Origin of the sequence: Pseudomonas sp. PDM01, from assembly GCF_014852325.1 — a bacterium.
Taxonomy (GTDB): Bacteria; Pseudomonadota; Gammaproteobacteria; order Pseudomonadales; family Pseudomonadaceae; genus Aquipseudomonas; species Aquipseudomonas migulae.
The window spans coordinates 299,630-313,330 of record NZ_JACVBK010000002.1 but is presented as its reverse complement, the minus strand read 5'-3'; the positions used below and the strand labels follow the sequence as shown (position 1 = coordinate 313,330).

Sequence of the window (13,701 nt, the reverse complement as noted above, 5' to 3'; positions counted from 1 at the left end):
TCTAATAATGGGGAATTACGTCGAACCTGCACGAAGGTTCCATCTGCAGATTTTCGGCGGCAAACCTGAATACTTGAGTAAATAGCCGGGATATGGCTCAAGGCCGCTATTTCAAGGGCTCTATCGATTCAGCACAAGTGTTCGACGTCCGGCAATTTCATCGCCCGCACCTCGCCTTGCAGGAAATCGCTGAGGCGGCGCAAACGTTCACCTCCTGGGCGGGTTTTCGGCCAGACGAGGTAATAATTCTCACCACTGGCGACGGCGGTCGGCCACGGCAAACTCAGGCGGCCCTGCGCCACATCTTCGGCCACCATCAGCAGATCGCCCATCGACACACCATAACCCCGGGCGGCGGCGATCATGCCCAACTCCAGCGTATCGAACACCTGCCCGCCCTTGAGCGACACCTGATCCGTCAACCCCATGCGCTCCAGCCAGTTGCGCCAGTCACGCCGGTCCGGCGTCGGGTGCAGCAGTTCGGCATGGGCCAGGCGCGCGACGTCCCACGGTTGGTCCTTCAGAAGATTCGGTGCACCGACCGGAATCAGCTCCTCCGGGAACAGCAGGCTCGCCTCCCAGTCCGGCGGAAAATGCCCATTGCTGAGGATTACGGCGCAGTCGAACGGCTCATGGTTGAAGTCCACCGAATCGACGTCCATCCAGGCGCTGGTCAGTTGCACTTCGTTGCCCGGTTGCAGGTGGCGGAAACGGCTGAGCCGCGCCAACAGCCAGCGCATGGTCAGGGTCGACGGCGCTTTCATGCGCAGGATGTCATCTTCGGCGCGCAAGGTATTGCAGGCCCGCTCAAGAGCGGTGAAGCCTTCGCGAATGCCCGGCAGGATCAGCCGCGCCGACTCGGTCAATTGCAAATTGCGCCCGCTGCGATGAAACAGCCGACAGGCAAAATGCTCTTCAAGCGTACGAATGTGCCGACTGACCGCACTCTGCGTAATCGACAACTCTTCAGCGGCACGGGTAAACGAGCTATGCCGCGCCGCCGCTTCAAATGCGCGAAGGGCATACAAGGGAGGAAGACGACGAGACATGCGGAAAGCTCCTATAGCGCAATTTCGTCAACTTATCAGAAACTCCCCATGATGAGTTTTAATCATGCCATCCATCCTTTTTATCCCTTTGTGCAAACCCCGCAGAGCGCCGAGAATCGACGCTTTCCTGTTCTCTTTGATAATCGGGCGTGATGACCATGCAGCATCCAGCACGTATTGAACTCTGGGCCATCCTGCGGCTGGCGGGGCCGTTGATTGCCTCGCAGTTGGCGCACATGCTGATGGTCCTCACCGACACCTTGATGATGGCGCGCCTGAGCCCCGAGGCATTGGCCGGCGGCGGACTCGGCGCGGCAACCTATTCGTTTGTGTCGATCTTTTGCATCGGCGTGATTGCGGCGGTCGGCACGTTGGTGGCGATCCGTCAGGGCGCGGGCGATATCGTTGGTGCGGCGCGGTTGACCCAGGCCGGGTTGTGGCTGGCGTGGTTGATGGCTTTGGTCGCCGGGTTGCTGCTGTGGAACCTCAAACCGGTGTTGCTGATGTTTGGCCAGACCGAAACCAACGTCCAGTCAGCCGGGCAGTTCCTGTTGATTTTGCCGTTCGCCTTGCCCGGCTACCTGAGCTTCATGGCCCTGCGCGGTTTCACCAGCGCGATTGGCCGGGCGACGCCGGTGATGGTCATCAGCCTCGGCGGCACGGTGGCCAACTTCGTGCTCAATTATGCGTTGATCACCGGGATGTTCGGCCTGCCGAAAATGGGCCTGGTGGGTATCGGTCTGGTCACGGCAATTGTTGCCAACCTGATGGCCGTGGCGTTGGCGCTGCATATTCGGCGGCATCCGGCGTACGACGCCTATCCATTGCGCCAGGGCTTGTCGCGGCCAAACCGGCAGTACCTGAAGGAGTTGTGGCGCCTGGGCCTGCCGATTGGCGGCACCTACGCAGTGGAAGTCGGGCTGTTTGCCTTTGCCGCGTTGTGCATGGGCACCATGGGCAGTACGCAATTGGGCGCGCACCAGATCGCGCTGCAGATCGTCTCGGTGGCGTTCATGATTCCGGCGGGGCTTTCCTATGCGATCACCATGCGCATCGGCCAGCATTACGGCGCCGGGCAGTTGCTGGACGCTCGGCTTGCCGGGCGGGTCGGGATCGCCTTTGGCGCAGCGGCGATGCTCGGTTTCGCGATGGTCTTCTGGCTGTTGCCGAATCAGTTGATCGGCCTGTTCCTGGACCACAACGACCCGGCCTTCCGCCCGGTCATCGAACTGGCGGTGAGCCTGCTGGCGGTGGCGGCATGGTTCGAGCTGTTCGACGGCACGCAAACCATCGCCATGGGCTGTATTCGCGGACTCAAGGACGCCAAGACCACGTTCCTGGTCGGGTTGGGTTGCTACTGGCTGATTGGCGCGCCGGCCGCGTGGTGGATGGCGTTCCATTTGCACTGGGGGCCGACGGGCGTCTGGTGGGGCTTGGCGCTGGGCCTGGCGTGCGCGGCGGTGAGCCTGACGCTGGCATTCGAGTGGAAGATGAAGCGAATGATTCGGCGGGAGCCGTCGTCAGCTCAGCGTTTCGAGATCGCCTAACCCTGTAGGAGCGAGGCTTGCCCGCGAAGGCGTCGTGTCAGTAACAACAATGTCGACTGACACGCCGCCTTCGCGGGCAAGCCTCGCTCCTACAGATTTAGTGTTAGCTCACGATCTCTAGCATCGGCTGCTGACTGCTGCCAAAACTCAAATACTCAATCAGCTCCGTCAACGGCAACGGCTTGCTGATCAGATAACCCTGCACCTGATCGCAACCAAACCCGCGTAACAGATCCAGCTGCTCCGGCGTTTCCACGCCCTCGGCGACCACTTCCAGATTGAGGTTGTGCGCCAGGTTGATCATCGCGTGCACCAGTTTGCGATTCTCTTCGCGCCCTTCCATTCCGCCGACGAAACTCTTGTCGACCTTCAGCAAGGCAATCGGCAGGCTGTTGAGGTGCACGAAGGAGGAAAACCCTGTGCCGAAGTCGTCGAGCGAGAAGCGCACGCCCAGGCGCCCGAGGGCATCCATGGTCTGCTTCACCAGATCGCTGCGGCGCATGACCGCCGTTTCGGTCAGTTCGAATTCCAGCCACTGCGCTTCGACGCCACGTTCGGCAATCAGCCGGCTCAGGGTCGAAAGCAACTGGCTGTCCTGAAACTGGCGGAACGACAGGTTGATCGCCATGTGCAGCGCCGGCAGACCGAGCTCGCGCAACGCCTGCATGTCGCGCAACGCGCGGGAAATCACCCAGTAACCGAGTGGCACGATCAAGCCGCTTTGCTCGGCCAGTGGCACGAACTCGCTCGGTGGCAGCAACCCACGCTCGGCATGGCGCCAGCGCACCAGGGCTTCGAGGCCGACGATCTGCCCGTCTTCAAGGTTCAGGCGTGGCTGGTAATGAAGTTCCAGCTCATCGCGACGCAACGCCCGGCGCAGCTCGCTTTCGAGGTCGGCCATGCTGCGGGCATTGCGGTTGATGCGTTCGTTGAAGATGTGAAAGGTGCAGCCTTGAGTGCTCTTGGCCTGCTGCATGGCGATGTGCGCGTGCCACATCAACGGATCGGCGCCGGCCTGGGCGCGGGCATGGGCGATGCCCAGGCTGGAACCGATCAACAGGCTTTCGCCGTCGACCCAATAGGGCTCAGCCAACGCTTCGGTGATGCGTTCGGCCATCCATTCGGCGCGTTGCGGTGCGCGGCGGGTGTCGATCAGCAGGGCGAACTCATCGCTGCCCAGCCGCGCCAGTTGATCGCCGGCCTCGAGCTGGCTTTTCAGGCGCGCGACCACTTGCAGGATCAAGCGGTCGCCGGCCTGATGGCCGAGGGCGTCGTTGGCGTGGCGGAAGTTGTCGAGGTCAAGGTGCCCAAGGGCCAGGCCACGGCCGTCGTTTTCCGCCAGTCGCGCGGCCAGCAAGGTCTGGAAGCCCTGGCGGTTGGCGATACCGGTCAGCGGGTCTTGCTCGGCCAGGCGTTGCAGGGTGTTTTCCAGCACGCCGCGCTCGCGCACATGGCGCAGGCAACGGCGCAACATGCCAGGGTCGAGATGATCGCGCACCAGCCAGTCGCTCACGCCATCGGGCGGCAACAGCGGCTCTTGTTCGAGCAACAACACCGTTGGCAAACTGCAACGGCCAGGCGCCGGCTGAAGGGCCGGGATCGTCAACAACACCGCGCTGCGGTTGTCATCAAACAGAGCGCTGACCGACTCCCAGCTCGGAGCGCTGATGAGCACGGCCGAGCTCCCCATCGGAGCCAGACACTCGCGCAACAACGCTGCCCACGCTGGCTCTTCGGCCAATAGCAGCAAACGCAAGGGTTCGACAGGCGTAGACAAGCTAGCTCCCTAGACTCTGCAATGATGTAGGCGGCGGGCATTATGCCGTGCCGATAACCAATGACCAACGACATCAGTTATCAAACGAGGCCTTTGTATCCGGAATTACGAACATTAGTCGCAAATTCGTTGCGCATCCTGCGTGAAAGTAACAAAACCGGCAAATATAGATAGCGTGTTGCGTCACAAGTCGGAGAGAGCAGCACAATTCTCTGAGCCTGTTAAAATGCCGGCCCATTTCGTACTGACTCCTGAATTTACGTATGTCCCGACTCAATCCCCGGCAGCAAGAAGCCGTGAGCTACGTCGGCGGCCCTCTTTTGGTGCTCGCCGGTGCAGGCTCCGGCAAGACCAGCGTGATCACGCGCAAAATCGCGCACCTGATCCAGAACTGCGGCATCCGCGCCCAGTACATCGTCGCCATGACCTTTACCAACAAGGCCGCGCGCGAGATGAAGGAACGGGTCGGCACCCTGCTCAAAGGCGGCGAAGGCCGTGGCCTGACGGTGTGCACCTTCCACAACCTGGGCCTGAACATCATCCGCAAGGAACACGTGCGGCTGGGCTACAAACCGGGCTTCTCGATCTTCGACGAGACCGACGTCAAAGCCCTGATGACCGACATCATGCAGAAGGAATACGCGGGCGACGACGGCGTCGACGAGATCAAGAACATGATCGGCTCGTGGAAAAACGACCTGATCCTGCCCGCCGAAGCCCTGGAAAACTCGCGCAATCCCAAGGAACAGACCGCCGCCATCGTCTACACCCACTACCAGCGCACGCTCAAGGCGTTCAACGCGGTGGACTTCGACGACCTGATCCTGCTGCCGGTGAAACTGTTCCAGGAACACGCCGACATCCTCGAAAAGTGGCAGAACAAAGTCCGCTACCTGCTGGTGGACGAATACCAGGACACCAACGCCAGCCAGTATTTGCTGGTGAAGTTGCTGATCGGCACGCGCAACCAGTTCACCGTGGTGGGCGATGACGACCAGTCGATCTACGCCTGGCGCGGCGCCCGCCCGGAAAACCTGATGCTGCTCAAGGACGACTACCCGTCCCTGAAAGTGGTGATGCTGGAGCAGAACTATCGCTCCACCAGCCGCATCCTGCGCTGCGCCAACGTGCTGATCTCGAACAACCCGCACGAGTTCGAAAAGCAGCTGTGGAGCGAGATGGGTCACGGCGACGAGATCCGCGTGATCCGCTGCCGCAACGAAGACGCCGAAGCCGAGCGCGTGGCGGTCGAGCTGCTGACCCTGCACTTGCGCACCGACCGGCCGTACAGCGATTTCGCGATCCTGTATCGCGGTAACTATCAGGCCAAGCTGATCGAGCTGAAGCTGCAACACCACCAGATTCCGTATCGGTTGTCCGGCGGCAACAGCTTTTTCGGACGCCAGGAAGTGAAGGACCTGATGGCCTACTTCCGCCTGATCGTGAACCCGGACGACGACAACGCCTTCCTGCGGGTGATCAACGTGCCACGCCGGGAGATCGGTTCGACGACGCTTGAGAAGCTCGGCAACTACGCCACCGAACGCAAAATCTCGATGTACGCCGCCACCGACGAAATCGGCCTGGGCGAGCATCTGGATGCGCGTTTCACCGATCGCCTGTCGCGCTTCAAGCGTTTCATGGACAAGGTCCGCGAGCAGTGCGCCGGCGAAGACCCGATTTCGGCGTTGCGCAGCATGGTCATGGACATCGACTACGAGAACTGGCTGCGCACCAACAGCTCCAGCGACAAGGCCGCCGACTACCGCATGGGTAACGTCTGGTTCCTGATCGAGGCGTTGAAAAACACCCTGGAGAAAGACGAAGAAGGCGAGATGACCGTCGAGGACGCCATCGGCAAACTCGTCCTGCGCGACATGCTGGAACGTCAGCAGGAAGAGGAAGACGGCGCCGAAGGCGTGCAGATGATGACCTTGCACGCCTCCAAAGGGCTGGAATTCCCTTACGTGTTCATCATGGGCATGGAAGAGGAAATCCTCCCACACCGCTCCAGCATCGAAGCCGACACCATCGAAGAAGAACGCCGCCTGGCCTACGTTGGCATTACCCGCGCACGTCAGACCCTGGCCTTCACCTTCGCGGCCAAGCGCAAGCAGTACGGCGAGATCATCGACTGCGCGCCCAGCCGCTTCCTCGATGAACTGCCGCCGGACGACCTGGCCTGGGAAGGCACCGACGACACGCCGGTAGAAGTCAAAGCCGTTCGCGGCAATACCGCATTGGCCGATATACGGGCGATGTTAAAGCGCTAGAATTGAGCACTTTTTAACCGACACCTTTTGACAAACTAGGCGCACATGGCGCCAGTAGAGGAACGCTTCATGGAAGCACTGCACCAGAAAATTCGCGAACAAGGCATCGTGCTTTCCGATCAGGTCCTGAAGGTCGACGCCTTTTTGAACCACCAGATCGACCCGGCGCTGATGAAACTGATCGGCGACGAGTTCGCTGCGCTGTTCAAGGACTCGGGCATCACCAAGATCGTCACCATCGAAGCCTCGGGCATCGCGCCGGCGATCATGACCGGCCTGAACCTGGGCGTACCGGTGATTTTCGCGCGCAAGCATCAGTCCCTGACCCTGACCGAAAACCTGCTGTCGGCGACCGTTTACTCGTTCACCAAGCAGACCGAAAGCACCGTGGCGATCTCCCCGCGCCACCTGACTAGCAGCGACCGCGTGCTGATCATCGATGACTTTTTGGCCAACGGTAAGGCGTCGCAAGCGCTGATCTCGATCATCAAACAGGCCGGCGCGACCGTGGCCGGTCTGGGTATCGTGATCGAGAAGTCGTTCCAGGGTGGACGTGCGGAACTGGATGCGCAGGGTTATCGCGTTGAATCGCTGGCTCGCGTTAAGTCGCTGGCTGGCGGCGTCGTGACCTTTATCGAATAACCAGCAGCACCGCATTTCCCCTGTGGGAGCCAGCCTGCTGGCGATGGCGTCGTGTCAGTCAAAATCTTCATGCCTGACAGACCGTCATCGCCAGCAGGCTGGCTCCCACAGTTGTTTTGGGTTGGCTGTTATTGCGCGGTGGCTTTGAGGCCGGTGAGCAGCAGCCGCTGAAACAGGTCCTCTTTCAACCCTTCCGGGTTGGTCAGTTGCATGCGCTCCAGATGCTCGGGAAACGCTGCCGGCTCCGGCGCATCCAGCGCCGCCTTGCCCAACTCCAGAATTTCCGTCAGCTTGAACTTGCTCTTCAACCAGTTCAGCGCCCGCAACAAATCCCGCTCATGCGCGGTGAAATCACTCCCCAGCGGATACTCCGGAAACAACTGCGGATGCCGCGCCTGAATCGCCTGTAAACGTTCTGGTCGGTTGTCGGCAAAACGCGGATCGAGACGAAAACTCTTCGGCAGTTTCCCGGCACTCTGCGCCTGCTCGATCAAGCCGGGCTGGAACCGTGAATCGCTGATGTTCAGCAACGCCTCGATCACCGCTGCATCGGTCTTGCCACGCAAATCCGCGATACCGTATTCAGTGACCACGATGTCCCGCAGATGCCGCGGGATCGTGCAATGGCCGTACTCCCAGACGATGTTGGAACTGACCTCCCCGCCCGACTCGCGCCAGCTTCGCAGCAGCAGAATCGAACGCGCGCCTTCCAGCGCATGGCCCTGGGCGACGAAGTTGTATTGCCCGCCGACGCCGCTCAGTACCCGCCCGTCTTCAAGCTGATCGGCCACGCCGGCGCCAAGCAACGTCATGGTGAACACGGTGTTGATAAAGCGCGCATCCAGGCGCTGCAAGCGTTTGAGTTCCTCCTGACCATACAGCTCGTTGATGTAGCTGATACGGGTCATGTTGAATTCGAGTCGCTTGCTCTGGGGCAGCTCTCGAAGACGCTCGTAGAAACTGCGCGGCCCGAGGAAGAATCCGCCGTGCACCGAGATGCCGTCGGTTTGCGCCGCTTCATCCAGCGTGCCGGCATTCGCCTGTAGTTGGGTTGGCACATCGGGGTAGACCTTGCGCCGCACGATCCCGGCGTCGACCAGCACCAGCAGGCCGTTGACGAACATTTCGCTGCAACCGTAAAGGCCTTTGGCGAACGGTTCCAAACCCCCTTCGCGGTCTATCAACTGCGCCCACTGGCTGAGATTTACGTCGGCCAACAACGCCTTGTATCCGTCGTTATCCGCCTGCCGCGCCAGCAACGCCGCCGTCAGCGCATCGCCCATGGCGCCGATGCCGATCTGCAAGGTGCCGCCATCGCGGACCAGCGCGCTGGCGTGCAGGCCGATGAAATGGTCCTGGAAACCCACCGGCATGTTCGGCGTCGAGAATAGCGTGGTGTTGTCTTTCTCGTCGACCAGCAGGTCGAAAGTGTCGATGCCGATTTCCGCGTCACCGGGCATGTACGGCAAGTCGTTATGCACCTGGCCCACGAGCAGGACTGTCTCACCCGCCGCCCTGCGCTTGGCGATCATCGGAAACAGGTCGAGGGTGATGTCCGGGTTGCAGCTCAGGCTCAGGCGATCAGGGTGTTCGGAGTGGCTGGCCACCAGTTGCGCAACCAGGTTCAAACCGGCCGCGTTGATGTCCCGCGCGGCGTGGCTGTAGTTGCTGCTCACGTAGTCCTGCTGGGCGGATTCGCTATGAAGCAGGCTGCCGGGCTGCATGAAAAACTGTTGAATATGGATGTTGGGCGGCAGGTTGTCCTTGCGCAGGCCCGCGAGGAAATCCAGCTCCGGATAATCGCCGAATACCCGTTCGATGAAGGGTTCGAGGAAGCGCTTCTGCAAGCCGTCGCCCAATGCAGGACGGCCCAGGCACAGCGCGGTGTAGATCGTCAGCTTGCGCTCGGGCAATTGCGCAACGCGTTGATACAGCGCGTTGACGAAGTGGTTGGGTTTGCCCAGACCGAGGGGCAGGCCCATGTGGATATGCGCCGGCAACCGCGCCAGCACCTCATCGACCGCTTGCTCGATAGAACACAGCTGCACCATCTGATCCTCCCTTACATTCCATGAATTGGGGTTGGACCGAGCTTGCCGGGTCTTTGCTGCAATGAACAGCCCCGGATGCCAACACAAAACCTTGTAGGAGCCGGCTTGCCGGCGATCCAGACGCCGCGGTTAACCAGACAAACCGTGTGATCGTTCATCGCCGGCAAGCCGGCTCCTACAGGTGAACGGGCACAAAAAAGCCGCCCGGAGGCGGCTTTTTCGCTGACGATGCGGGCGTGTTACAGGCCGGACATCTCTTTGATGGCGCCTTTCAGCTCGTCGTCGGAGCAGTCGGCGCAGGTGCCTTTAGGCGGCATCGCATTGATACCGGTAATGGCTTTGGCCAGGATGCCGTCGAGACCGCCCTGGTGATCGGCGCGTTCTTTCCAGGCAGCCTTGTCGCCGATTTTCGGCGCGCCCAACAGGCCGGTGCCGTGGCAAGCATTGCAATGTTTTGCAATCACGTCTTTAGGTGCCTTGGCACCGCCACCGCCGCCAGAAGCAGCAGCGACTTCCATCCCCTTGCACTCTTGACCCTGAACACAAACTTGGCCAACTGGATCAAGGCGTTTTGCAATATCGTCATTCGTCGCAGCTTGAGCGCTGACAGCCCAAAGGGCCAATACGGTTGCTGGTGCAGCCAGCATTTTCATAATTAGGTTCACGCGTTCACCCTCAATGGTGGCTAGTCACGCCTACGGCCACGGTTCGCAGGCGGGCGCAAGTATAGCGGTAAGCCCGCCGCACTGAAACAACCCCAAAGTCGAAGGGGTCTTGTTGCGCCGCGGAAAAACCCTTTGGGTGCCGCTGCCGTGCTGGCAGGACGCCTCTTCTCTTAGAAATTCGCTGGCGTGGCTGCGCTGATTAGTCGCGCCGGCGCGTCGAACGGATTACGGAAACGGTGCGGCTTGGTACTTTCAAAGTAGTAGCTATCACCGGCTTCGAGCACAAAAGTTTCCAGCCCGACCACCAGCTCCAGTCGCCCTTCCACCAGAATCCCGGTTTCCTCGCCCTCATGGGTGAGCATCTCGTCACCGGTGTCGGCGCCAGGCGGGTAGATTTCATTGAGGAAGGCAATGGCGCGGCTCGGGTGAGCCCGGCCGACCAGTTTCATGGTCACTGCGCCATCGGAAATATCGATCAGCTCGTTAGCCTTGTAGACGATCTGAGTCGGTTTTTCCTGCAGGATCTCTTCGGAAAAGAACTCGACCATCGACATGGGAATCCCGCCCAGAACCTTGCGCAGCGAACTGATCGAGGGGCTGACGCTGTTCTTCTCGATCATCGAAATGGTGCTGTTGGTGACGCCCGCGCGTTTGGCGAGTTCACGCTGCGAAAGACCTTTGAGCTTACGGATGGATTGCAGTCGTTCACCGACGTCCAAGCTTGCGCCTCCAGGATTCAGGTTGTAGGAATATTGAGCGTTATCATGGCGACAGCGTTCAGTATTTACAACACTTTGGCCTGAATCCTGTTCGGCGAAGCGACTTCCGGTCCGCGAGGTTCGGGTCAAGCCCCGGAATAGAGCAGCGGAACCCGGCGCAGGTTGCAGAAGATCTGATAGGGAATCGTGTCCGCGGCTTCCGCCACGGTGCTGGCGAGCACGTTTTTGCCCCACAACTCGACGGTCGAACCCAGCCCGGCTTGCGGTACATCGGTCAGATCGATGCACAGCATGTCCATCGACACCCGGCCGATCAACTGGCTGAGCTGCCCGGCGACCATCACCGGCGTACCGGTCGGTGCGTGACGCGGATAGCCATCGGCATAACCCATCGCCACCACGCCAACGCGCATCGGCTTCTGGGTGATGAATTTGGCGCCGTAACCGATCGGCTCACCGGCCGGCAGCTCACGCACGCAAATCACTTTCGATTCCAGGGTCATCACCGGTTGCAGGCGCGAGGCCACGGCGTTGGCTTCTTCGAAAGGCGTGGCGCCGTAGAGCATGATGCCCGGACGCACCCAGTCGCTTGGAATCTGTGGCCAACCGAGCACTGCCGGCGAGTTACGCAGGCTTATCTCGGCGGACAAACCCTGACGGGCCGCTTCAAACACGGCCACCTGCTCGGCACTGGCTTGACTGTGCAGCTCATCGGCGCGGGCGAAGTGGCTCATCAGCACCACTTTCGCGACCTTACCGCTGGCCAGCAGCCGTTGATAGGCCGATTGGTAATCCTTTGGATGCAGACCGACCCGGTGCATGCCCGAATCGAGTTTGAGCCAGACAGTGATCGGCTTGCTCAGCGCGGCTTTTTCGATGGCTTCAAGCTGCCACAGCGAATGCACCACGCACCAGAAATCATGCTCGACGATCAGCGCCAGCTCGTCGGCTTCGAAAAAACCTTCCAGCAACAACACCGGCGCGCGAATGCCGGCAGCGCGCAGCTCCAGTGCTTCTTCGATGCACGCCACGGCAAACCCGTCCGCCTCGGCTTCCAGCGCCTGGGCGCAACGCACCGCGCCATGGCCGTAGGCATCCGCCTTGATCACTGCGAGGGCCTTGGCCCCGGTGAGTTCACGGGCGATCCGGTAGTTGTGACGCAGGGCTTGAAGGTCGATCAGGGCACGGGCTGGACGCATGGCGGCAGGGCTTCTAGGCGGTCATGGGAATAAAAACCGGCGCTGGCTGACAGCGTGAACCGCCAACAGCACCGGGAGAGGGATCTTTCTGACAGGCTTACGGCAGAGCGGCTACAACCGACAGCTCGATCAGGATTTCCGGTTCGCACAGCTTCGACTCAACCGTTGCACGGGCCGGTGCGACGCCTTTTGGCAGCCACTTGTCCCACACCGCGTTCATGCCTTCGAAGTGCGCGTCGATGTCTTTCAGGTAAATCGTCACCGACAGCAAATGATGCTTGTCGGTACCCGCCATATCCAGCAAACGCTCGATATTGGCGAGGGTTTCGCGAGTCTGCTGTTCAATCCCGGCGTTCATGTCGTCGCCGACCTGCCCTGCCAAATACACCGTACCGTTGTGAGCGACGATCTGACTCATGCGCTCATTGGTGAGCTGGCGCTGGATTGCCATGTTTTGCGGGCTCCTGGACTTTGCTGCCATAACGGGAAATATCGAGGCCTTCTGCACTGATCTGCGGCGTTTTCTTCGCCATCAGGTCGGCCAGCAAGCGACCGGAGCCGCACGCCATGGTCCAGCCGAGGGTGCCGTGACCGGTGTTCAGGAACAGGTTGCTGAACGGCGTTGCACCCACAATCGGCGTGCCGTCCGGCGTGGTCGGACGCAGACCGGTCCAGAAACTTGCCTGGGCCAGATCGCCGCCCTGAGGATAAAGGTCGTTGACGATCATCTCCAGGGTTTCGCGCCGACGCGGGTTCAGCGACAGGTCAAAACCGGCGATTTCAGCCATGCCACCGACGCGGATGCGGTTGTCGAAACGGGTGATCGCGACCTTGTAGGTCTCGTCGAGAATGGTCGACGTCGGGGCCATCGCCGGGTTGGTGATCGGCACGGTCAGGGAGTAACCCTTGAGCGGGTAAACCGGTGCCTTGATGCCCAGCGGCTTGAGCAACTGCGGCGAGTAGCTGCCGAGTGCCAATACGTAGCGGTCAGCGGTTTCCAGCTTGCCGTCGATCCACACACCGTTGATGCGATCACCGGCGTAGTCGAGCTTCTGAATGTCTTGGCCGAAGCGGAATTCCACACCCAGTTTCACAGCCATTTCGGCCAGGCGGCTGGTGAACATCTGGCAATCGCCGGTCTGGTCGTTCGGCAGGCGCAGGGCACCGGCAAGGATATCGGTCACGCTGGCCAGCGCCGGTTCAACGCGAGCAATGCCGGCACGGTCGAGCAGTTCGAACGGCACGCCGGACTCTTTCAGTACGGCGATGTCTTTCGCGGCGCCGTCGAGTTGAGCCTGGGTGCGGAACAATTGAGTAGTACCGAGGCTGCGGCCTTCGTAGGCAATGCCGGTTTCGGCGCGCAGTTCGTCGAGGCAGTCACGGCTGTACTCGGACAGACGGACCATGCGCTCCTTGTTCACCGCATAACGGCTGGCGGTACAGTTGCGCAGCATCTGCGCCATCCACAGGTATTGGTCGATGTCGGCAGTGGCCTTGATCGCCAGCGGTGCGTGGCGCTGCAACAGCCACTTGATGGCCTTGAGCGGCACACCCGGCGCGGCCCACGGCGAGGCATAACCCGGCGAAACCTGCCCGGCGTTGGCGAAACTGGTCTCCATGGCCGCAGCCGGCTGACGGTCCACCACCACCACTTCGAACCCGGCACGCGCCAGATAATAAGCACTGGTGGTACCGATGACGCCGCTACCCAAGACCATAACGCGCATTTTCATATCCCTCATCGCGGCGTGCCGCTGACGTTTGTAGAACAGACCGTAG

At 60.8% G+C, this 13,701-nt stretch carries 11 protein-coding genes; 3 read left to right on the top strand and 8 right to left on the bottom strand.

All coding sequences use genetic code 11. From position 1 onward, the window contains the following. Nucleotides 1–128: 128 nt before the first annotated feature. Entirely contained in the window at nucleotides 129–1,049 is a 921-nt protein-coding gene (locus tag IB246_RS05975; protein WP_008030538.1) for a LysR substrate-binding domain-containing protein, read from the bottom strand. A gap of 158 nt (nucleotides 1,050–1,207) precedes the next feature. On the opposite strand from IB246_RS05975, the gene IB246_RS05970 reads away from it, so the two are divergent. Next, the gene (locus IB246_RS05970) at nucleotides 1,208–2,596 is read left to right on the top strand and encodes a NorM family multidrug efflux MATE transporter (protein ID WP_008037988.1); all 1,389 of its coding nucleotides are present in this window, start codon (nucleotides 1,208–1,210) and stop codon (nucleotides 2,594–2,596) included. A 103-nt stretch (nucleotides 2,597–2,699) separates the two neighbouring features. On the opposite strand, the gene IB246_RS05965 is transcribed toward IB246_RS05970, so the two are convergent. Next, nucleotides 2,700–4,373, bottom strand: coding sequence for a putative bifunctional diguanylate cyclase/phosphodiesterase (locus IB246_RS05965; protein ID WP_008037990.1), 1,674 nt, complete (start codon nucleotides 4,371–4,373; stop codon nucleotides 2,700–2,702). 263 nt (nucleotides 4,374–4,636) lie between these two features. On the opposite strand from IB246_RS05965, the gene rep reads away from it, so the two are divergent. Beyond that, entirely contained in the window at nucleotides 4,637–6,646 is a 2,010-nt protein-coding gene (gene rep, locus IB246_RS05960) for a DNA helicase Rep (RefSeq protein WP_008030544.1), read from the top strand. Nucleotides 6,647–6,715: 69 nt separating this feature from the next. Further along, nucleotides 6,716–7,288, top strand: coding sequence for a xanthine phosphoribosyltransferase (locus IB246_RS05955; RefSeq protein WP_008030547.1), 573 nt, complete (start codon nucleotides 6,716–6,718; stop codon nucleotides 7,286–7,288). 128 nt (nucleotides 7,289–7,416) lie between these two features. Here IB246_RS05955 and IB246_RS05950 read toward each other — a convergent pair whose 3' ends face one another. The 6 genes from IB246_RS05950 to dadA form a co-directional block, all read right to left on the bottom strand. Beyond that, complete coding sequence (locus tag IB246_RS05950) at nucleotides 7,417–9,339, bottom strand: acetyl-CoA hydrolase/transferase C-terminal domain-containing protein (protein WP_008037992.1); 1,923 nt, start codon at nucleotides 9,337–9,339, stop codon at nucleotides 7,417–7,419. A gap of 239 nt (nucleotides 9,340–9,578) precedes the next feature. Next, on the bottom strand, nucleotides 9,579–9,992 hold the full coding sequence (locus tag IB246_RS05945; protein ID WP_032828815.1) for a c-type cytochrome: 414 nt from the start codon (nucleotides 9,990–9,992) through the stop codon (nucleotides 9,579–9,581). 182 nt (nucleotides 9,993–10,174) lie between these two features. Beyond that, nucleotides 10,175–10,723: a cupin domain-containing protein gene (locus IB246_RS05940; protein ID WP_007947433.1), complete on the bottom strand. Its 549-nt coding sequence runs from the start codon at nucleotides 10,721–10,723 to the stop codon at nucleotides 10,175–10,177. 125 nt (nucleotides 10,724–10,848) lie between these two features. Further along, nucleotides 10,849–11,922 (bottom strand): alanine racemase, encoded by a 1,074-nt coding sequence (alr, locus tag IB246_RS05935; protein WP_008037994.1) that lies wholly within the window; start codon nucleotides 11,920–11,922, stop codon nucleotides 10,849–10,851. Between the two features lie 97 nt (nucleotides 11,923–12,019). Continuing rightward, nucleotides 12,020–12,373: a RidA family protein gene (locus IB246_RS05930; protein ID WP_008030554.1), complete on the bottom strand. Its 354-nt coding sequence runs from the start codon at nucleotides 12,371–12,373 to the stop codon at nucleotides 12,020–12,022. After that, nucleotides 12,345–13,649: a D-amino acid dehydrogenase gene (gene dadA, locus IB246_RS05925; protein ID WP_008030556.1), complete on the bottom strand. Its 1,305-nt coding sequence runs from the start codon at nucleotides 13,647–13,649 to the stop codon at nucleotides 12,345–12,347. Before dadA ends, IB246_RS05930 begins: the two co-directional genes overlap by 29 nt. Between the last annotated feature and the right edge of the window lie 52 nt (nucleotides 13,650–13,701).

Bases quoted from the DNA above. Each gene is read 5' to 3' on its own strand.
- dadA (WP_008030556.1), bottom strand. From the start codon at position 13,649: ATGCGCGTTATGGTCTTGGGTAGCGGCGTCATCGGTACCACCAGTGCT.
- IB246_RS05955 (WP_008030547.1), top strand. From the start codon at position 6,716: ATGGAAGCACTGCACCAGAAAATTCGCGAACAAGGCATCGTGCTTTCC.
- IB246_RS05970 (WP_008037988.1), top strand. From the start codon at position 1,208: ATGCAGCATCCAGCACGTATTGAACTCTGGGCCATCCTGCGGCTGGCG.
- rep (WP_008030544.1), top strand. From the start codon at position 4,637: ATGTCCCGACTCAATCCCCGGCAGCAAGAAGCCGTGAGCTACGTCGGC.
- IB246_RS05975 (WP_008030538.1), bottom strand. From the start codon at position 1,049: ATGTCTCGTCGTCTTCCTCCCTTGTATGCCCTTCGCGCATTTGAAGCG.
- IB246_RS05950 (WP_008037992.1), bottom strand. From the start codon at position 9,339: ATGGTGCAGCTGTGTTCTATCGAGCAAGCGGTCGATGAGGTGCTGGCG.
- IB246_RS05930 (WP_008030554.1), bottom strand. From the start codon at position 12,373: ATGGCAATCCAGCGCCAGCTCACCAATGAGCGCATGAGTCAGATCGTC.
- alr (WP_008037994.1), bottom strand. From the start codon at position 11,922: ATGCGTCCAGCCCGTGCCCTGATCGACCTTCAAGCCCTGCGTCACAAC.
- IB246_RS05945 (WP_032828815.1), bottom strand. From the start codon at position 9,992: ATGAAAATGCTGGCTGCACCAGCAACCGTATTGGCCCTTTGGGCTGTC.